Origin of the sequence: Achromobacter sp. HNDS-1 (genome assembly GCF_040084795.1) — a bacterium.
Lineage (GTDB): Bacteria > Pseudomonadota > Gammaproteobacteria > Burkholderiales > Burkholderiaceae_B > Achromobacter > Achromobacter ruhlandii.
Genome location: NZ_CP157584.1, coordinates 1373761 through 1392948, shown reverse-complemented (window position 1 = coordinate 1392948; position 19188 = coordinate 1373761). Strand labels below are relative to the sequence as shown.

Annotated in this window: 22 protein-coding genes; 12 read left to right on the top strand and 10 right to left on the bottom strand. The window is 61.5% G+C overall.

The genetic code is table 11. The features are described 5' to 3' along the window. Positions 1-167: 167 nt before the first annotated feature. Together ABFG95_RS06205 and mutS are read right to left on the bottom strand one after the other, a co-directional pair. A complete protein-coding gene (locus tag ABFG95_RS06205; RefSeq protein WP_278992168.1) occupies positions 168-1361 on the bottom strand; it encodes a cupin domain-containing protein in 1194 nt (397 codons plus the stop codon). Beyond that, on the bottom strand, positions 1358-3958 hold the full coding sequence (mutS, locus tag ABFG95_RS06200; protein WP_068951865.1) for a DNA mismatch repair protein MutS: 2601 nt from the start codon (positions 3956-3958) through the stop codon (positions 1358-1360). The genes ABFG95_RS06205 and mutS overlap by 4 nt, the downstream gene beginning before the upstream one ends. A gap of 241 nt (positions 3959-4199) precedes the next feature. Between mutS and ABFG95_RS06195 the strand changes: the two genes are divergently transcribed. Then, positions 4200-5489, top strand: coding sequence for an integrase family protein (locus tag ABFG95_RS06195; protein WP_348995601.1), 1290 nt, complete (start codon positions 4200-4202; stop codon positions 5487-5489). Here the strand turns inward: ABFG95_RS06195 and ABFG95_RS06190 are convergent. Then, complete coding sequence (locus ABFG95_RS06190) at positions 5486-5734, bottom strand: AlpA family phage regulatory protein (protein WP_336724640.1); 249 nt, start codon at positions 5732-5734, stop codon at positions 5486-5488. The two genes, ABFG95_RS06195 and ABFG95_RS06190, sit on opposite strands and share 4 nt — an antisense overlap. A 1274-nt stretch (positions 5735-7008) precedes the next feature. Further along, complete coding sequence (locus ABFG95_RS06185) at positions 7009-7959, bottom strand: hypothetical protein (RefSeq protein WP_348995600.1); 951 nt, start codon at positions 7957-7959, stop codon at positions 7009-7011. 79 nt (positions 7960-8038) lie between these two features. On the opposite strand from ABFG95_RS06185, the gene ABFG95_RS06180 reads away from it, so the two are divergent. Beyond that, entirely contained in the window at positions 8039-8755 is a 717-nt protein-coding gene (locus ABFG95_RS06180; protein ID WP_348995599.1) for a hypothetical protein, read from the top strand. A 54-nt stretch (positions 8756-8809) separates the two neighbouring features. On the opposite strand, the gene ABFG95_RS06175 is transcribed toward ABFG95_RS06180, so the two are convergent. Further along, positions 8810-9037, bottom strand: coding sequence for a hypothetical protein (locus ABFG95_RS06175; RefSeq protein ID WP_348995598.1), 228 nt, complete (start codon positions 9035-9037; stop codon positions 8810-8812). Then, a complete protein-coding gene (locus ABFG95_RS06170) occupies positions 9034-9165 on the bottom strand; it encodes a hypothetical protein (protein WP_348995597.1) in 132 nt (43 codons plus the stop codon). The genes ABFG95_RS06175 and ABFG95_RS06170 overlap by 4 nt, the downstream gene beginning before the upstream one ends. Before the next feature lie 352 nt (positions 9166-9517). Between ABFG95_RS06170 and ABFG95_RS06165 the strand changes: the two genes are divergently transcribed. The 4 genes from ABFG95_RS06165 (at position 9518) to ABFG95_RS06150 (ending at position 13049) form a co-directional block, all read left to right on the top strand. Next, the gene (locus ABFG95_RS06165; RefSeq protein WP_348995596.1) at positions 9518-9796 is read left to right on the top strand and encodes a hypothetical protein; all 279 of its coding nucleotides are present in this window, start codon (positions 9518-9520) and stop codon (positions 9794-9796) included. Positions 9797-9990: 194 nt separating this feature from the next. Next, positions 9991-10371 (top strand): hypothetical protein, encoded by a 381-nt coding sequence (locus tag ABFG95_RS06160; RefSeq protein WP_348995595.1) that lies wholly within the window; start codon positions 9991-9993, stop codon positions 10369-10371. A 1167-nt stretch (positions 10372-11538) separates the two neighbouring features. Next, a complete protein-coding gene (locus ABFG95_RS06155) occupies positions 11539-11994 on the top strand; it encodes a hypothetical protein (RefSeq protein ID WP_348995594.1) in 456 nt (151 codons plus the stop codon). Positions 11995-12359: 365 nt separating this feature from the next. After that, positions 12360-13049, top strand: coding sequence for a sce7726 family protein (locus tag ABFG95_RS06150; protein WP_348995593.1), 690 nt, complete (start codon positions 12360-12362; stop codon positions 13047-13049). A gap of 3 nt (positions 13050-13052) precedes the next feature. On the opposite strand, the gene ABFG95_RS06145 is transcribed toward ABFG95_RS06150, so the two are convergent. The 3 genes from ABFG95_RS06145 to ABFG95_RS06135 all read right to left on the bottom strand — a co-directional run bounded on the left by ABFG95_RS06145 (position 13053) and on the right by ABFG95_RS06135 (position 15254). Then, entirely contained in the window at positions 13053-14117 is a 1065-nt protein-coding gene (locus ABFG95_RS06145) for a beta family protein (RefSeq protein ID WP_348995592.1), read from the bottom strand. Then, complete coding sequence (locus ABFG95_RS06140; protein ID WP_348995591.1) at positions 14114-14515, bottom strand: hypothetical protein; 402 nt, start codon at positions 14513-14515, stop codon at positions 14114-14116. The genes ABFG95_RS06145 and ABFG95_RS06140 overlap by 4 nt, the downstream gene beginning before the upstream one ends. 88 nt (positions 14516-14603) lie before the next feature. Continuing rightward, the gene (locus ABFG95_RS06135) at positions 14604-15254 is read right to left on the bottom strand and encodes an XRE family transcriptional regulator (RefSeq protein WP_269875849.1); all 651 of its coding nucleotides are present in this window, start codon (positions 15252-15254) and stop codon (positions 14604-14606) included. Between the two features lie 182 nt (positions 15255-15436). Here ABFG95_RS06135 and ABFG95_RS06130 point away from each other — a divergent pair, with 182 nt between their 5' ends. Further along, positions 15437-15715 carry a helix-turn-helix domain-containing protein gene (locus tag ABFG95_RS06130; RefSeq protein WP_348995590.1) on the top strand — a complete coding sequence of 93 codons (279 nt, stop codon included), beginning with the start codon at positions 15437-15439 and terminating at the stop codon, positions 15713-15715. A 247-nt stretch (positions 15716-15962) separates the two neighbouring features. Here the strand turns inward: ABFG95_RS06130 and ABFG95_RS06125 are convergent, their stop codons facing one another. Then, on the bottom strand, positions 15963-16322 hold the full coding sequence (locus ABFG95_RS06125) for a DUF2513 domain-containing protein (protein WP_348995589.1): 360 nt from the start codon (positions 16320-16322) through the stop codon (positions 15963-15965). 278 nt (positions 16323-16600) lie between these two features. Here ABFG95_RS06125 and ABFG95_RS06120 point away from each other — a divergent pair, with 278 nt between their 5' ends. Genes ABFG95_RS06120 through ABFG95_RS06100 form a run of 5 tightly spaced genes read left to right on the top strand, consistent with a single transcriptional unit; the run spans position 16601 to position 19163 of the window. Further along, complete coding sequence (locus tag ABFG95_RS06120; protein WP_348995588.1) at positions 16601-17128, top strand: phage regulatory CII family protein; 528 nt, start codon at positions 16601-16603, stop codon at positions 17126-17128. Further along, entirely contained in the window at positions 17122-17427 is a 306-nt protein-coding gene (locus ABFG95_RS06115; protein WP_313036797.1) for a hypothetical protein, read from the top strand. The genes ABFG95_RS06120 and ABFG95_RS06115 overlap by 7 nt, the downstream gene beginning before the upstream one ends. Continuing rightward, positions 17420-17725: a hypothetical protein gene (locus ABFG95_RS06110; protein ID WP_348995587.1), complete on the top strand. Its 306-nt coding sequence runs from the start codon at positions 17420-17422 to the stop codon at positions 17723-17725. The genes ABFG95_RS06115 and ABFG95_RS06110 overlap by 8 nt, the downstream gene beginning before the upstream one ends. Next, a complete protein-coding gene (locus ABFG95_RS06105; RefSeq protein WP_348995586.1) occupies positions 17716-18204 on the top strand; it encodes a nuclease domain-containing protein in 489 nt (162 codons plus the stop codon). The genes ABFG95_RS06110 and ABFG95_RS06105 overlap by 10 nt, the downstream gene beginning before the upstream one ends. Then, the gene (locus ABFG95_RS06100; RefSeq protein WP_348995585.1) at positions 18201-19163 is read left to right on the top strand and encodes a helix-turn-helix domain-containing protein; all 963 of its coding nucleotides are present in this window, start codon (positions 18201-18203) and stop codon (positions 19161-19163) included. Before ABFG95_RS06105 ends, ABFG95_RS06100 begins: the two co-directional genes overlap by 4 nt. Positions 19164-19188: the final 25 nt, after the last annotated feature.

Sequence of the window (19188 nt, the reverse complement as noted above, 5' to 3'; positions counted from 1 at the left end):
GAATCCAGGCTACAGGAAGCCGTAAGCGATGCGAGTGTGAAAGTTAAAAAGGTCGCATCCCAACGGCAACAAACCTTTCCGCGCGGTGTGATGTCTTGCTTTATGTGACCCTGCGCATAGACCTCATTGCGTTCTGTGCAAGACGGATACGCGCAGGTTTCCGGATACTACGAGGCGACGTAATGGATCCAGCCGGAATCCAGCCAGTCCGCCAGGCATGAGCGGGCTTCGTCGGACAGGCGGGCGCAGGACGGATCGGCGCAGTCCAGGCTGCGCGCGTCGGCCAGCTTGCAGAGCGCGGGCGCGGCCGGCGTCATGGCGGTTTCGCCGTTGATGAAAAGCTGCTTGCCGCGATAGAGCATGCGGCTGCGGCGGTCCAGCACCAGCCTGCCGCTGGCGGGCCAGTCTTCTTCCAGGTCCACGTCCAGGCCTTCGGGGCCGTCGAACACGCTGAGATTGCTGGGCTCGGTCAGCCAGCAGCCCAGGAAGCGCGAGGCCAGCGCGTCGTCGAAACGCAGCTTGCTGACGGTGTCGAGCGTGGCCTGCACCAGCGCATCCGGCACCTGCGCCGGCGTGGTCACGGCGGCCTGGGCCGGATCACGGTAGACAGCCGACAGCTTGGGGCCGGGCAGCGCCGGCTCGCCGTAGGGACCGCCCAGCAGGCCGACGCGCGCCATCACCTGGTCGGCGGCGGCCTCGAGCAGGCCGCGCGCCAGCGTGGCCTGCGTGGGGGCGCGGAAACCGATGGAGATGGTCATGCAGCCGTCGCCGGCGGCGATGCCGTCGTGCGCGGCCTGCGGCGGCAGGTAGAGCATGTCGCCCGGCGCCAGCACGGCCTGTTCCTCGGGCTGGAAATGGCTGAGGATCTTGAGCGGCAGGCCGGGTTCGAGCGACAGGTCTTTCTGGCGGCCGTAGCGCCATTCGCGCTCGCCGGCCGCCTGCAGCAGGAACACGTCGTAGCTGTCGAAGTGCGGGCCGACGCCGCCGCCGTGGCTGGCGATGCTGATCATCACGTCATCGAGCCGCGCGTCGGGGATGAAGCGGAACTGCTGCATCAGTTCGGCCGCGGCGTCGCTGTGCAGGTCGACGCTTTGCACCAGCAGGGTCCAGTCGCCTTCGTTGTCCTTGGGCAGGCGGGCGAAGGGGCCGTTCTCCATCTGCCATTCGCCATTCTCGCGCCAGATCAGGCGCGATTCGACGTCGTCGCGGCGCGCCAGCTTCTTGATCGCGGCGATGGTCACCGGCGGCTTGAAGTCGGGGATGGCCTGGCGGATCAGCAACGGCTTCTTCTGCCAGTAGCGGCGCATGAAGTCGTTGGGGCTCTGGTTGCCCAACAGCGGCAGGGGATGGTCGAGGTTCATTGCAGGTGCTTCTTCAGGCGGTAGAGGGCGTCCAGCGCTTCGCGCGGGGTCAGGCTGTCGGGGTCGATGCCGGCGAGTTCCTCGCGCAGCGTGTCCAGCGCCTCGATGGCGTCGGCGCGGTCGGCCTCGGCGTAGGCCTGCGCGTCGGCCTCGGCCGCGGCCGAGAACAGGCCGAGCTGCGGCGTGGGCGCGCCTTGCGCTTCGAGCCGTTCGAGTTCGCGCGTGGCCTGGCGGATCACGGCGGCGGGCACGCCGGCGCGTTGCGCCACCTGGATCCCGTAGCTGCGGCTGGCCGGGCCTTCGCGCACTTCGTGCAGGAACACGATGCCGCCGGCCGACTCGGCCGCGGCCAGGTGCACGTTGGCCGAAGCGGGTTGTTCGGCCGGCAGGCGCGTCAGTTCGAAGTAGTGGGTGGCGAACAGCGTCAGGGCGCGGTTGTGCGCCAGCAGGCGGCAGGCGATGGCCCAGGCCAGCGCCAGGCCGTCGTAGGTGGAGGTGCCGCGGCCGATCTCGTCCATCAGCACCAGGCTGTTGGGCGTGCTGGCCGCGAGAATGGCGGCGGCCTCGGTCATCTCCATCATGAAGGTCGAGCGTCCGCCGGCCAGGTCGTCGGCGGCGCCGATGCGGGTGAAGATGCGGTCGATGCGGCCGATGCGGGCGCGCGCCGCCGGCACGAAGCTGCCGATGCGCGCCAGCAGCACGATCAATGCCACCTGCCGCATGTAGGTCGATTTACCGCCCATGTTGGGGCCGGTGATGAGCAGCATGCGGCGCGCGGGATCGAGGCGGCAGCCGTTGGGCGTGAAGCGTTCGATGGCCTGTTCGACCACCGGATGGCGGCCGGCGTCGATGTCGATGTCGGCCTGCTCGGACAGTTCGGGGGCGATCCAGTCGTGGCGCCGCGCGTGGTCGGCCAATGCCGCCAGCGTGTCGAGTTCGGCCAGCGCGCCGGCGCAGTCGGACAGCGGGCGCACGTGTTCGGCCAGCACGTCCAGCAGTTGCTCGAACAGCCACTTCTCGCGCGCCAGCGAGCGGTCCTGCGCCGACAGCACCTTGTCTTCCCAGGTCTTGAGTTCCGGGGTGATGTAGCGTTCGGCGTTCTTGAGCGTCTGGCGGCGGCGGTAGTCTTCGGGCACCTTGGCGGTCTGGCCCTTGGTGACTTCGATGTAGAAGCCGTGCACGCGGTTGAATTCGACGCGCAGGTTGCTGATGCCGGTGCGCTCGCGTTCGCGCGCTTCCAGCTGCACCAGGAAGTCGCCGCCGTCGGCGGCCAGGGCGCGCAGTTCGTCGAGTTCGGCGTCAAAGCCGGCGGCCAGCACGCCGCCGTCGCGGATCGCCACGGCCGGTTCGGGGGCGATGGCGCGCATCAGCAGGGCGGCCAGCGCCGGGTCCACCGACAGATGCGAGACCAGGTCGTTCAGGCGCGGCGAGGCGGCCATCGGCGCGACCAGGTCGCGCAGCGCCGGCAGGGCTTGCAGCGCGTCGCGCAGGCTGGCCAGTTCGCGCGGGCGCACCGAGCGCAGCGCCAGCCGCGCGGCGATGCGTTCGATGTCGGGGAAGGCGTTGAGCGCGCCGCGCAGCGTCTCCAGCAGGCCCGCCGAGCCGAAGGTCTGTTCGACGTCCATGCGCCCGGCCAGCAGCGTCGAGATGGCATGCTGGCGGGCGTGGGCCTGTTCGTTCTCGCGCAGCGGATGGTGCAGCCAGCGGCGCAGCAGGCGGCTGCCCATCGGCGTGCGGCAGCCGTCCAGCAGCGAGAACAGCGTGGGCGAATCCTCGCCCGACAGCGTCTGCGTCAGTTCAAGGTTGCGGCGCGTGACCGGGTCGAGCAGCACGAACTGGCCGGGGCGCTCGGCCGACAGGCTCTGCACGTGCGCCAGCGCCTGCGACTGGGTGCGGGCGGCATAGCGCAGCAGCGCGCCGGCGGCGCAGATGCCGGCCGGCATGTCTTCGATGTCGAAGCCGGCCAGCGTGTCGGTCTTGAAATGCGCCAGCAGGTGCGCGCGGGCGCCGTCGCTTTCGAAGTGCCAGTCGGGCACGCGCGAACGGGCGCCTTCGAACGGGAAGTCGAATTCGGCGCTGTCGGCGCAGACGATCTCGGCCGGCGCGATGCGGTGCAGCTCGGATTCGAGCTGCGCCGGCGCGCATTCGGTGACGCGGAAGTCGCCGCTGGCCAGATTCAGCCAGGCCAGCCCGGCGCGCGGCGCGCGCGCGTTGCCGGTGACGAACACCGCGGCCAGCGCGCGGTCGGCCTTGGCCGGCAGCAGCGCGTCGTCGGTCAGCGTGCCGGGGGTGACGATGCGCACGATGCGGCGCTCGACCGGGCCCTTGGAGGCCGCGGGATCGCCGATCTGTTCGCAGATGGCGACGGATTCGCCCATCGCCACCAGCCGCGCCAGGTACTGCTCCATCGCGTGCACCGGCAGCCCGGCCATGGGGATCGGCGTGCCGTTGGAGGAGCCGCGCTTGGTCAGCGTCAGGTTGAGCAGGCGCGCCCCGCGTTCCGCGTCTTCATAGAACATTTCATAGAAGTCGCCCATGCGGTAGAACAGCAGCAGGGGGCCGGCCTCCGCCTTCAGGCGGAGGTATTGCTGCATCATGGGGGTGTGGCCGGAAAGCTGATCGTCCATTTCAGCCTGCGATTTGGGCATTTTGCCTTGTGCTACTTGCATTTACACGGGGAAAGTTGGGTGAGTCGTGTTGCCTATATGGCCCAGCAACGCCCATCAAAACCCGCCAACACTTGCCGGTTTGGCGTAGGTTTTGAAGGGGTCGAATTGAGAAGTTACGCCGCTTGGGATAGGATCCTCGCAAAAGTTACGCCAGAGAACCCACAGCCCTATGCAATTCGACGCCCGCGCCGCCAAGCTGCTTGAACCAGGCCGACACCTTACCATTGATGGCTACCCCGGGCTCCGCCTGGAGGCCACCGCGACCACGAGAACCTGGGTCTACAGATACAAGAGTCCGGTGAACGACAAGATGCGCCAGAAGAAACTGGGGCGCTGGCCGGCCATGTCAATTGCTGCGGCTGTTGTTGAGTGGGAAAAGTTACGCCAGCAGCGCGAGGCTGGCGTCGACGTGGTGGTCGAAGCCAAGCAGCAGCGCCAGGCCGCCAAGGCGGCAGCAGTGGCGGCCCAGGAGAAGGCAAGGGGGGCGTTGACGGTGAAAGGCGCCTGCGACCTGTACCACGCCGGGCATATCAAGCAGCATCGGAGCCTGAAGGGGCAGGTTGAGATCGCGCGAACTTTCCGAACGATGTTGGGCCCGCTTGCCAACATGCCCGCCGAGTCCGTCACGCGGGCAGACGCTTTCGCTCTGATCGAATCATTCGCCCACATCCCAGTGCAGGCCCAGATACTGCGGCGCGAACTGGGGGCGGCCTGGGACTATTGCCACGACGCAGGCAAGCTGCCCGAAACTGTGCCGAACTGGTGGAGGGCGATTTTGCGGGGAAAGCTGAAATCGAAAGGGAAGGCGATTAACGGCAAGAAGAGTGGCGTCAAGAAGCGCGTGCTGTCGCCGGCAGAGGCGGGGGAATTGATCCCTTGGTTGCCCAACTTTTCGCGCGACGTGGAGGATTTCTTGACGCTATATCTCTGGACTTGCGCCAGAGGGGCCGAAATCGGTGCGATGGAGGCCGAGGAAGTCTCGGAAGAGGCGGACGGTCTGTGGTGGACCGTGTCAAAAGAAAAAACGAAGAATGCGAAGCGGGCAGAGGCGACGGATTTCCGCGTCCCGCTGGTTGGCCGCGCCGAGCAGGTGGTCAGGCGTCGGAAAGCCGCTTACGGGAACGGCTACTTGTTCCCGTCCTACGGAAAATCCGGCCACTGGGAGCAAAAGTCAGTGCAGACGCGGGTTTACTACCACCAGCCCTATAGCGAAACGGCGCCGCACAGGAAGCGCGTCCGCTTGACCGTAACCCACTGGTCGCCTCACGACTTGCGGCGCACGTCGCGCACGTTTCTGGCCTCGCTGGGGTGCCCGCGTGAGGTGGGCGAGGTGATATTGGGGCATATGCTGCCTGGCGTGGAGGGGGTATACAACCGGCACGCATACGACAAGGAAAGGCGCGATTGGCTCGGCCGCCTGTCGACGTATCTGGAAGACTTGGCCGCTGGTCGTGCCTAACTGGCTTCGGCGATCTTACTCTTGCGGGCCCCGGTATTCTTCGGGGGTAGCAGTTCGGATCGGGGGCGGCTGAGCGCCCAGTCCATGATTTCCGAGTAGAGGTAGCCGACACGCCGGCCGGACAACTCGCGGGGGGCGGGGAATTCTCCCTTGGTGACCATGCTTTGAATGGTCGATTCCGCGAGGGTGGTGATAGACGCCGCCGTGGGCAGGTCGACGTACACAGGCTCAATTCGAAGCTCCATGTTTCGTTTCTCCAACAGAGAACGGCGGCCGCTTTTCAGTGGACGCCGTTCATGTGGTCAGTAGATTGGGGTGAGCGTTTAGCGATAGCCGCCTGGGCGCTTGGTGCGATGCGGAGACAGCACCAGGCCGGCGACGGCGCCGACAGCGATGGCCGCCGGCAGGGCGAGTAGGTAAATGGCACTCACGCTCGTCCCTCGTTGGTCTGAGGATGTGCCGGGCACGGATGGCGCAGGGAGCCGTCACCGCTGGGGCAGGTGCAGGGCGCGCAGGCCAGGGCTTGCTCAGCCTTCCTCTGCTGGTAGCGTTCCAAGCTGTCGTTGGCGGTCGTTTGCGGGGGCGTGATGCCCTGGTGCCGATTCAGCCAGGCCCGTACCTCACCGCCACGCCACATCAGGCGCAGGTGTGAGGGAAAACTGATGCGCGCCGGCGCGGCTCTGGCCTGGGGCGTGGCATGCCGATCCAGCGGAGCTGTCAGGGTGGCGATTCGTCGATTCTCTTTCATGATGGACGTGGAGGCGGTGCGATAACATTTCGCCGTCATGGGAGAGGCATATGTCATCGAACTGGTCGCGGGAACGGGTGAGGCGGTACTTGCGTGGCAGTTGGCTGTTGTTACTCATAGCGATTGCCGCCCCGGTGTTTTCTGCACTCGGATGGCTTTGGAAGCCGGATGGCATCCCGGTAGCTGCTTGGCTGCAGAGGAGTGCGGCGGTAACGGTATCGCTTGCGCTGCTTGCCCAGGTTCTAGCCAACAAAGCCGCCGACCACTTGTTGCCCTCGGGAGGAGTGTTTGGTAACCAGGAACTAGTTGCGATCTATCATGCTTTCGCAGGCGATTTCAGGTGGTTGAACCGCCTGTCAATCTTGTTGACAGTCGTTGGATCAGTGTTATGGGGATATGGCGATTTGCTTCCCATAAACTGATCGGTGCCAATAGCCCTATGTGATGTTGTGTTTTCCATCAATCAACTTCCGCGCTGGCTAGCGCGAATTGCGCAGAAAAATTGGGAGGTGGTTATGCGGGGATATGCATACGAGACAGAGAAAGGAGTCTTTCATCTTTTGACCGACGGAAGCCGGTGGGTTATATGGCACGACGGTGAGTCGTATGGGAGTTACCATTCGGCGGAAGCCGCCGCGGACGACTTATCCGGGGGGCATGTTCCGTCGTTGCCCGACGGAACAGACACGGGGGATTTGGATATCCCCTATGACCTGGCCGACTGGGTGCGCATCTAGCCTGCGGTAGCGTTTTCGGAGCGGGCTTGTTTGACTATTCGCGCGGCTGATCTTCAGGTATGAAGATCTGCGACGGGGGGGCAGCGGAGTCGGCGGCGCGGCGTTGTTTTTCGGCTTGCTTGGCTCGGATGGCTTCGACGGCGCTGTGTGCCTGGAATAGATCGACCAGGGCGGCGGCGGGGATGGTGATGGTTTCGTCTGCAACGCGGCCTTCCTTGATATCCAGGAGGGTTGCGCGCTGGTTGGCGTCCAGGCGTTGGATGAAGGCGTCCACGCCGCTGATGAGCGGGGAGACGACCTTGCGGGGTAGGGCGCGGCCGTGGATGGTGCTTGCAGTCACCTTGGCCTTGCCGGCGGCCTTCGCCTGGTCGACCTTGCCGGCCAGGTACTCGCCAGCCTTGGCACCCAGCTTTCGCACCGCTTCGATTGCCACGTCTGCGGCCACTTGGCTGGAGCGGACAAGCTCTTGCACATCCCGTTCGGCATCAGCCAGGACAAGGTAGTTTTCGACATGGGTGCGGCTGCAATGGACGATGGCGGCGATTTCGGCGCTGTCCAGGCCGGCGCCGCGGAAGCGCTTGAAGCCGCGAGCGGCCTCCAGAGGGCGCAGCGGGGCATTCTTGTTGCTGGTGAAGATCCGCGCCTGCCGGTCGATTTCGTTCCCTTGGAACGCGACGATGGGAACCCATTCAATAGGGAAGCCGCGCGCGATGGCTCGGCCGTATCCGTCGTGCCGGCGGTGGCCGTCGATCAGTTCGACGCCGGACCCATCGGGGAGCGGGGCCACCTCCAGCGCGGGAAGCTGGCCGCCGCTCATGATGTAGCCGGTGAGTTCTTCGACAGCCGTCTCGTAGAAGCTGTCCCGATCCCGCAGGTTGAAATCGGGTTTTACATGGATATCCCTGTAGCGGGCTTTCATCGCATCGGCGCGTTTGAGCGTGCCGGCGTTGATCATGGATTTGAACGATGCGGGGGGATTGGTCATGCTGACACTCCGTTGGGGGTGAGGTACGATCGCCTCGCCAAATTGCGGCTGATGCGAGGTATCTATGCGGAAATTCGGGGTGAGGGAAGTTTTCTCTGAAGACTGGCGTCAAACGGCTTTCTGGCTATCCGTCGCAATAGCGATGCTCATAGCCGGGTTTGCGCTTGGATGGATTTGGCGCGATCGACCTGAAGCTCTGGCGAACGTCAGAATCCTGGATGTGATGACGGCTATTGGAACTGTTGGTGCGACTATTGCCGCGGTTGGCGTAGCGCTCTGGCAGGCTCGCCATTCAGCGAATCGGGAAAAAGAGAAGCAAGAGCGAGTGCAACGCGATCAGCAAGATCGCAACCATCGTTTGGCGGCGTTGGCCGCGGCTGCGTTGGAACCTCGCCTTCGAATGATTGAGGACGAGATCGAATTTGTGCTTTCAGGCCTGCAGACTTATGCCTCAATCGACATCGAGCCGGAAACGTTCCACGAGTTGACTAATCAGCTTCGGAGCATTGACCTCGGCGTTGCGCTGGAGCAATTGCTATTGATCGAAGCTCTACCCGATAAATGTGCCGACGACATTGCCGCAGGGTTGGCGCGGTTGAGCCATACGAGGGCAAGCGTTGTGCTGTGGCGCGATGCGATGCATAACCGCTTTACCTCGCCAGCAGACCGAATGCGTCTTGTTAAAAGATGGGCCAGCCACATTAAAGTTGCTTTAGCGGTGGTTTCCTCTGCACGCGTCGAACTGGCCAAGTGGACACGGACGTCTTTGCGGCGCGTCAACTTCGACAAGCTCTAAAAGTAGCGGGGGAGGGGGCATGGTCACGCACTATGAAGTCGATGCCGTTCATGGTCAGAACCCTGCGCCACGCCCCAGCCAGGGCAGCACGACGAGGAAGATGAAGGCGAACGCTACGGCGCCGAACCACGCGAGGATTGGGATGCGGCTGTTGTTGTCCCAGTATCCTCTTCCTACGTGGTCGCTGGGGGCGATGAAATCGGCCAGCTTGCGAACTGCCCTGCTGATGAGTGTCAAGGGGCGGATGCAGGCCGGGGGCGCGCTTGCGCTGATGGTGTTCATTGGGTGGCGCTCCAGGGGGCGGCCGCGACATAGCGGCGGATGAAGTAGTTGCCGATGGGGACCAGGGCCACCGCCACCAGGGCGAGCAGGGCCAGGCCCCGCCAGATGGCGGGGATAGTTGAGGGCATGGGGATTTGCGCGGTGTGGGCAGTGGTGGGCTGGCTTCGGAGGGCGCAGCCTAAGAAGCCCAAAAGAAAGGGGGGCTCATTCGGTTAATCTTCCTAGACTTAACGCCGATTTTCTTCACGTAGAGCTACTTCTATGAACCCAGTCCTTGTGTTTCTTGAGCCTAGCGATCTTTTGGAGCATGACGTGTTTCGTCCTTTGTCTCACGTTTGGCCGAATTGGGATCCATTCATAGATCGGAGTACCGGACGGTATGTGGCGGAGGAAGGTAGCTGTGTAGCCCTTTTCAATGATCTAGTAGACGAACTTGCGACCATAGAGCCGCCTAAGCGATATCACGATTCGGAGGATCGATTGGCTGAATACGTTCGGGACCATACTGCGTGGAAGGTGCGGAAAATGGATAGGGTCTGGGTTGATAAAGATGGCGCGCAGCTAAGCAAAAATAGCTATCTGTCCTTGCTCGAACGCGGTGGGTTCAAGTTTGATCGCGAGGCCGATTTAGTCACGGCCGCAGCTGGTCGGATAAGGGCTGCGATTCAGCATAAGCAACTCCACTACGACGATATGGAGCCTACACACCAAGTGATCCTAGCCGGCGTGTTGGCGAACATCCTCTATCATCGTTCGTAAGGATGGTCAGCCTCTGTCCGATGCTCTAGCGCAGCGCTATCAACGTCCCTTAGTTACGTGATTTCCGAAGTTGGCGATATCAATCAGTTCTTCCAGAAAGCGGATGAGAGCAGCGAGCATATGAAGTCCTATGTTCTTGCCGAGGATCGACGAAACCCGTCGGGCGGTTGATGTAACATAATGCGTCTAGATCCATGGGCGTGACGAAAATGAATGCAGGCCAAAAACTTGGCTTTTTCGTGATGGGCGTTGCGATTTTGCTCGCCATCGGTTTGTGTGTGACTGCTGATTGGATGTTTGACTATCCGATTTCTTGGGCCGAGTTCACGCTGGCGAGTTGCTCTGCTTGGAAAGAGGACCAGTCGATTTGGTGCGGTATAGCCACATATGGCGCCGGCGGGGTGGGACGAGTGGCAATACCACTAACCTACCTTCTCTGGGTTTGCGCGGGCGTGTTCTTTTATGGCCTTTGCACGTATAAATCTGTGATTTCATACGAAGGTCAGCGTGCCTTCATTGGCCGAATTGTTCATCGCCTTAAGAACATGCCAAAGCCGCCTCGGCGTGAGGCCTAGTCTCCGTATGAGGGGCTGCCGATACCCCGCACCCGGGGCATGAGCCGGGCTGTTGAGAATGAAAGAATGGCGCACTGGCACAGCTATGAGTGGAGGTCGGGGCACCGTAGAGCGCTGTTACTCAATTGGCGATGACATTCGCTGGCGATGATGACTGCCCACTTTCCACACTAAGCGGGCAAACAAGCTAGATCGTGAGGAACGCATGTACACAGTGACCGTTGTCAGGGATCGACCCGACTTCAGGTGTTTTCTGGACTTGCTTTACGGCCCTGGGCGGGATGTTGATACCGACGGTGATTCGTTCCCCGTGAGCAGCCGCTCGTGGACCTACCTCTACGTGAAAGATCGTGAGAGCGAGGATCCCTGCGTGGAGATACAGGGTAGCCAGGCAGATGGCGCAATATTCACCGTGCAGTCCGAGTCATCGAGGTTGGAAGAGCTGGTTGCGCTGTACCTGTTCCTGACCTGCGGCGGTTCGATTTCCTCTACAGATCAGGAGCTTGACGAGGCTTCTGTCCGTTCGTTGTGCGAGAAATATTCCGTCGAGCTTCGCCGAGCCCGTAGCTCAATATGGCAATTGTCGACGGATGAGTCCCCGTCTCCGTAGGGGCAATGGGCCGTCCCTGAGCATTGGCCGGCTTCGGTAAGTGCTGACCCGCAGCGCTGGCCGAAATCCACGCTGGCCGGCTTCCCGGCGCCGCCCCGACGTGCTGGGCATGGCTTGCGGTGCTACTTGCTTACGTCGCGGCCGAAGTTGGCAACGTCGATCAGTTCTTCGATGAATCGGATGAGGAAATCGAGCATGGCATTGCTCCGTAGTGGTTGAGTCGGGGCTTGCGGGCAGCGGGTGCGTTTCGTGCACAGGGCGCGCCTCAGGGCTTCCGGACCTATACTCAGTGCTTTTCCCGTTGGGTGATAGAAGTGGCGATTACTGATGCTCGACGCATATCCGAGGCAGTGGGAAGTTGGCTCCACTTCGAGTTCGCTTGCTATCGAGGAGGCTTGTTTTCCGAATCGACGCTTAAAGCTGCGGTTGGGAACGTTCTAAGTTCGTTTCCCATCGAGGTCGAAGGGGCTAGGGCACACGCGGAGGTGCGACACACGGCTCTAGGGAATTTGCGCCGGTTGGACTATGCCCTCTGCTTACGCAAAGAAAATGAAGTCGTGAACACAGTTCAGGTCGCGGTCGAGTCGAAGTGGGCTGATTCGGCACACTGCAAATCAGAGAGCATTTCGCAAGACTTGATCAGACTGGTGCTGGTTAAACGACAGAATCCGGCCGCCCGCTGCATCTTCTTGCTCGCAGGAAGCGCGACCAAGCTCACCTCAGTGCTTGATTTGCCGCCCTTCACAAAGTCTTCAAAAAAGAACATTGGCTTGAGAGCTAATCTCACTGAGACGCGCATTACCTTTGACCGCGAACGTCCAACTCACATGGCAGCATTCTCAGAGGCGATACGAGATTGGCGCGAAGTAAGCAATATCCCAGCTAGCTTTGTGGCTAAGAGCTATGGTCTCCATCCAAATCAAACGGATGCAGGAACGGTGCGGTTTCAGGCCATAGCTTGGGAGGTGACGGAAGTCTGCGAGAAGGATCTAAAAGGCGCCAACGCATGGTGAACCCGCGCCTGCAATGGGTGTGTTGGCCAAATCCAAGCGCGTGAAGATTGAGCGATTGCCGGGGTTATCGTCGCCACGCCCGGCTGGGCGTTGCCTGGCTGGACTTCACGCCAAGCACACAGGAGCCAGGCTGTAAGCCTGGGTGATCCCGTTTCGCCCATCCTCCCTCTCGGGGGCGGGCGGCCTCGGTTGTTAAAGAGCCAGCCGGAGAACCGGCCGTCTTTAAATATTAGTCGGACTGCTATTATTGGTCAATAGTCGGACTGATTTTTCGGTTGTCATAGACAAGTTGTTACGGGCCCACCGCCCGGCCCTCTGCATTGGCTACAATTGCAGCCGCCCTCTATGCGTTTGCACGACTGATCATGGTAGCTGCCCTAGGAGAAAAGCAAATCAAACGTCTCCTCACTCAGCACCTCCGCGCTGCCGAGGAGGGGACGCGTGCCCGCTTGTTAAGTGAACTTTGTGTGGCTCAATTCGCGCGTCGGGCTGATGTGGTGTTGGTGAACGGTCATCTCTCGGCCTTTGAGATTAAGGGAGAGCGGGATAAACTGGACCGTCTTCCCGGGCAGATCGCAACCTACTTGCAGCACTTTGAACGAGTGACGGTTGTTTGCGCGGCCCGGCATACTGCGGCTGTGTTGAAGATCGCAGCCGAGTCGGTCGGGGTCTGGGAAGCGAGAGAGACGGGGTTTGAGACATTGCGTGAAGCCGCGCCCTGCGCTCCATTAAGCCTAGAGGCTTGGCTGAGCTATCTGCCCGTGAAGGTCCTAACTGAACTGCTTACGAAGTTCGGTGTGAAACCAAGCGGCCGACGGCGGGAACATTTGCTGGATGCTGCGGTGGCTTTGCCCATAGCAGAGGTTCGAAATGCCGCGCTCAGATACTTGAAGTCCCCGCAAAGAGCATCGCGGATTCGACAGGCAAAAGCAGCGCGTCGGGTCGCAGCAGACCCGGTGGAATTGCATCGATTACGCGTGCAGGAGTATCTACGGCTCGCTGCGGCGGCGGGGGGGGCGATGACGGCTATCCCCCGCCTGAAAACCACTCGGTAGTCGCTACAGATCGAAGTCGTCTTCTTCTTCAGCCGACTGATAGGAGAAGTCGATCTGCTTCGCCAGATGAAGATTGACCCGGACTGATATCCAGCTCTGAGGAGCGCTGCCGTGAGGATTTCCCTGCGCGGCTTCGCGGATCTTTTCGTCTCCCCAGACCTCGGAGTTTTCGATATGAGGGAAGCGATTCAATAGCGCCTGCGCTGCATGCTGGTAGCCCAAGCTATTGTTCTGAACCCCGGGGCGTCGCTCAAAGACCCAATCATATTCCAACGCATAGTCGATGGTTGGAGACCATTTCATGATCGGCTGGTCGTCGTAAATAACAGCGTGAATCGAGCCGTAGTCGCCGTAGATCGCAACATTGTTGCCGCCGACACTTTCGTGTAATTCGCGGTCTAAGATCGGGATGGTGCCACGTTCTCGGGAGGGGTCGAAGAACTGAGTCCGCGCTGACGGAAAGCTCGTAGAAAGTACGGAAATGAGGGTTTCGGGAACCTCCGTGCGTACTGCATTTATCGCAGCAGTCACCGCAGCGATGTATGCGGGGACTGCCGAACGGATGTACTGTGCGTCGACGAAAACGAGCGCGTTGTGGACATTGTCTAACGCGCTGAGTGCCGCTATCACCAACGGGGTGTCCCTTTGGAAGTCGCGAATTCGAAACCCGAGGCTTCCATGTGCTTGTTCAAGCGCCATTGCCTGTTGGACGATCTGACGCCTATTCCCTTGGGAGGTCTGTACCACCGGGATGATGTTCTCGTGCGGTGCGGTGAACTCTCGCCAAGCTGCAAAATTGCTGCTGGGGTCGGCAAGGGAAAGGCTGGTTGCGCTGTGGTGGCGGGGATCGTCGGGCAAGTCGAGGAAAAACGCGTTGTTGCTCATGGCCTCTTGGGCCTTCTCTAAGGATCGCGCGAAATCGTCGCTCTTAGGCCACTTTCCAAGGGTGATAAGCGGAATGATCTGCGCCTTGCGGGCCTCATCGAGCATCGCCAAGCCTCGCAGCTCGGCGCCTCTCGTGCGCAGCGCCGGGTAATAGAGGTAATCCTCGAAGTTGACTGACATCATGCATCCTCCGTGTGGGAGTCTTCTTGGTTGCGGGAGCGTCTTGGAATCGCTGTGCCGGTTATTAACAGCGAACTCAGGTAGTCCAACGTGGCGTGACGACGATCGATCTCCTTTTGGAGATCCGTTACGCGCTCTTCCAGTTGGCCGATTTGGAGCGCTGCTTCCGAAGTACGCGTGTCGTGCTTCTCAATGATGTTTGTGAGCTTGTCCGAGCTGCGAACGAGAAACCAGGCCAAAAATGAGGCGACTAGCCAGCCGCTCGCTACTAGCAGCCACTGATGCACGCTGCTCCAGTCTCTCAGCGAGAGTAAAAGCCCGATCACTCCGCAGAGGATGCTCGTCACCCCATAGATGTGCGCGAGAGTCGCGCCGTGCACTTCGGATTCGTTCTTCGCCATATCGCCCCTTATGAGTCTCGATACAATTTGAAGTCGCGTACATATTGAGTTACGTGCAGGCCGCGCCGATCCTGTTTCACACCATCCTTCAGATCTGATCGCTAAATCGATAGACGACGCGGCCGAGCAAGTAGGTGCCGTCATCGCATTGCTCGGGCGGATAAGCTACTTGGTCCGGATTGTCCGACACAAGCCACCACTGTTTCCGGTCTTGGTGAAGCCGCTTGACAGAGAATTCGCCGTGATGATTCACGGCATACACCGCGCCTTCTTGGCGCCGAACGTTGCCCGCGTTGATGAGGATCACATCCCCGTCGTCAATGCGTGGTTGCATGCTTGCGCCAGAAACCCGGCATGCATAGAGGGAGGAAGGATCTATATGCTTCTTCTCAAGCCATGCGCGCTGTAGGTATAGGGGTAGCCCATCTCCATTGTCCGGAAATTCCACAGAGAAGCCAGCCAGGCCCGCCGAAACTTTGAAGATCACACGGCGGATCGCAACGAGGCGCGTCGCCAGTTCACTGTCCACTAATGGGGGCGAGTCGGACTGGGCAGGCGCTGTTAACTTCCTCAGATCACGCGCCAAGTCTGGGCTGATGTCGCTGACGTCACAACCGAATAGATCCGCAAATTTGACCAACGCGTGCACATTGAGCGGGATCTTGCCGTTCAAGTATTGACTAACGGAGCTTTGGCTGCTGAAGCCCAACATGCCGGCCAGCACTTCTTGGGATGCCATCTCCCCCTCGGTTTTGCGGGCAGTCTTCCAAAGGTCGTATCGCGCCTTGAGCCGTTGAGCGTCTTGACGTTGTGCGGGGGTGAGGGGAAGGGCGGGCATCGGCTAACGATATTAGGACTACTAATTATCAGCAATTAGTCGGACTGTTGAAAAATATAAGCAGTCCGACTAATATTCCTGGGATGAACAGATTTCTCAGAATTCGACGGAACTTAGGGCTGACGCAAACCGCGTTGGCTCGGGCTATCGACGTGACCCAGGGAAACATCTCTCACTATGAGAAGGGGCAAACGGTTTCGCCGGCGGTGGCTGTCCGCCTTATTCGATTTGCTGCGTCTTTGGGGCAAGCAGTGAGTTACGAAGAGATCTATGGGAGAGCTGATCCCCGAGTGGCATCAGACTTCGAGTTGGCCAATGACTCTGATGATGAAGCTGATCGAGTTGAGGGAACTCATGCATAGCTCCCACTTCGGCCTGGTAGGGATGGGGCCTGACACAGCGAGCAAGATCGCGTTAGGGGATCAGGGGGCGCTGATGACAGCGCTCCTGTGTTTGGCGGCTCACTGGATGGAGCAGGGCGGCATGCCGCGTTTCGGTCGCAGTCTTGCCGCGATGACCGATGCACTCCCCAAAGAGTCTGGTCGCTTTGCGATGCGCACCGCTGAGCAAAGGGCGTTATTGGCCGCCGGGTGCGATCTTCATGACCTGCTAGCTCAGTCCCCGCAGGGTAGGCAAGCCTTGGAGGATCTCCTGGCGAAGGAAGTCTCGTATCACGCCGAAGGTAAAGGATGAGGCCGGCTTTATGACGGTGTCTTTGGCCTTCTTCCACAGCGTGTCGCTGCGCACGGCGTCTGCGAATTCGCACCCATCCCAGGTGAGTCTCAACACTCGGGCTGTTGGCGGATCGTTGCTCATGTACTCCTGCACCGCAGCTTTGACGAGCCCGGCTTCTTGCATCCAAACGACATGCTGGCCAAAAGCCTCTTTGCTGACTCCGTCGAGGGCGTGGAGCGAATGGCCATACGGCAGATCCGCTGTTTCCAAAGCGATTCGACGAATCAAGTCCATATCTCTTTTCATGGTCGGCCCCCTCCGCCTTGGGGCGAATGTCTTGTGTGAGAGCAGCCATTCTAAGGGGCCGACCGCCCATATTCAGGAGGGAGCGCATGAATAGCGCGGCGACGCCGGCCCAGCCGGCACCGCAGCCGGTGTTGCCGGCCAAGCAAAGCGACAAGGTCCAGATTGGGCCGCTGGACGTTTGAAGTTTGTTCTTCATGTCGCACATCGTAGGGTAGGGGGCATTACCCCGAAACCCTGATCGCACCCGGATTTCAAGGTAAGACCTGATGACCCATCGTTATACCCAGATTGACCCGCATGACGCGCTGTACATCAGCGTTCAGAAGACGCCCGGGGGCGTGGAAGAACTCGCCGCGTTCATGACGAACCGCCGCGGCGTGTCGATGCACGCAGAAACCCTGCGCCAGAAGCTGCGCAAGGTGAAGGGCCAATCCATGTCCCTGGACCTGTTCGAACTCGCCACCGAGTGGATGCTGGAGAAGCAGGGTGGGGCGGACTACGCCCGGGATTGGCTTCTGGCCCTGGCGCTGCGCCACGGCGTGGCCGCCAACATCTTGCCGCCGGCGCCGCAGCACGCGAACGAGGTGGATGCCGCCCGCCAGAAGGTCATGGAAATGTCGCACCTCAACGGCGAGTTGTCGGCTGTGGCCATCGAGGCGTTGGCCGATGGCGCCATCTGCGCCGCTGACGCCTCGGCCATCGTGACCGAATGCCGCAAGATCGTGGAGAAAGCCCAGCGCCTGATGCGCAACGTCCAGCGAGCGGCAGACGACAAGGCGAGGGCGGGATGCTGACGCGTGGAGATTCGGGGCGCCCGGTGCGCGCAGTGCGCGCGCCTGCGGCTGGCAAGGGGGCGGCGCTGTCTCGGCTGGCAGCCATGTGGTGCCAGAGCGATCCATTCCAGGACTGGGTGGAAACTCGCATCGGCGCCGCCCCTCTGGGCGTGAGCCGTGAGCAGCACGCTGCGCAATACGTGCGCGACATGTGCGGCGTCACCAGCCGCTCCCAGCTGGACCACCACGCCCTGGCCGCCGACATGTTCCACGCTGTCATTCGCAAGCCGTTCCGTCGTTGGAGCGGTCTCGATGCGTAACTGCCTTCACATGTTCAAGGGCTACCGCGTCCCGCTTGAGACGGTGCAGGCGGTGCGGCAGGCCATCATCGACACGCGGCGCCAGGTCGACGTGGTCGCGTTGCGTGCCATGGTGGTGCCGGCACTGGTGGCGGTAAGCCCGTGGCTGCGCGTCTCGCGTGAAGAGGCGGCTGTGGCCGCGGTGGAATCGTTCCTGTTTGACGCTGTGCGCGCCGGCCTGGTGAAACGCCATTCGAACGCCTGGACGTTTCCGCACTGGTGGCGCGTGAGGCAGCCGGAGGCGGCGGAATGTCGTTGAGCCGCAAGACTCCACTGCGCCAGAAGACGCCCATGAGGCGTGGCAAGCCCATGCGCCAAGGCGCCGCCCTGAAGTCCAGCGGCAAGCGCATGCCGGTCCGCCGCAGCATGCCGCGGACCACCAAGACCATGTACCGCAACCGGGCCTTGCTGGATCTGGCCCGCGGCAAACCCTGCCTGCTCCAGATCCCGGACGTTTGCATCGGGGGCACGGAGACGACTGTAGCTTGCCATTCCAACCAGGCGCGGCACGGCAAGGCCGGGTGGCTGAAGGCGCACGACTGGGCCGCCGCCTGGGGCTGCGTCGCATGCCACGCCTATATCGACCAGAACACCACGGGTGCGACCTACGACGAGAAGGTCGCGTTGTGGGAAGCAGGTTTCGAGCGGACGCGCCTGTCGCTGATCGTGCTTGGCCTGTGGCCCATCGAGGCCGAGATTGGATATCAGCATTTGTATGGAGGGGCAGCGACCCTATGAGCACCATCGTTATGTCGGCCTGCTGGCCGATCCAGACCAAGACTGCGGTGCAGAAGGCTGTGCTGATGAGCATGGCGGACAACGCGAACGACGAGGGCGTGTGCTGGCCGTGGATTGCGTACATCGTGATGCGAACCTGCGCTGGCGAGCGCACCGTGCAGGACGCCATTAAGTGGCTGATCAAGCATGGCGCCATCACAGCCTCGGGCCGGACGGGGCGGTCCACGGTCTATACCGTGACCCCCGCGAAATTCGCACCCCCGCAGGATATGCACCCCCGCAGCATTCGCACCCCCGCAGATTCCGCACCCCCGCAGGATTCGCACCCCACCCCCGCAGCAGCTGCACCCCCACCCCCGCAGCAGCCGCACCCCACCCCCGCAAATGCCGCACCCAGAACCGTCATAGAACCCAAAGAAGAACCATCAAGGAACCGTCAGGGGGGCGCGAGTGCGCCCGATGTGTCGGAAACCCTGGGGAAGAAGTCCACGACCAAAAGTGAGGGCGGCTTGAAGTCGGGCGACACCCTGGGGGTGAAGGACCTGGTTGCCGAAGGCGTTGAACGTCAGCATGCCCAAGACTGGCTGAAAGTCCGCAAGGACAAAAAGCAGCCGCTGACGCGCACCGCCTGGGACCTGGTTGTTCTGGAGGCGGAGAAGGCGGGCCTGCCGGTGGCCGAGGCCGTTCGCATCTCAGCCGAGAACTCCTGGGCTGGATTCCGGGCGTCGTGGATGGACAAGGCTAAGGCCGAGGCAAACGCGGCCGGGGGCGCGTCAGCGGTCGATTCGCTGGACTGGTTGCGTTCGTGGTCCGGAATCTTGTCGAAGGGCAATGCGCTTGGGTTGTCTCAGCAGCCCGGCGAGTTGGCACCCGATTTCAAGCTGCGCGTGTTGCAGCACGTCAACCTGACCGAAGAGCAGAGGGCGCGGTTGCGTGCTGACTTCGGCGTGAACCTGTAGGGGAATGACATGGAACTGGCATTGA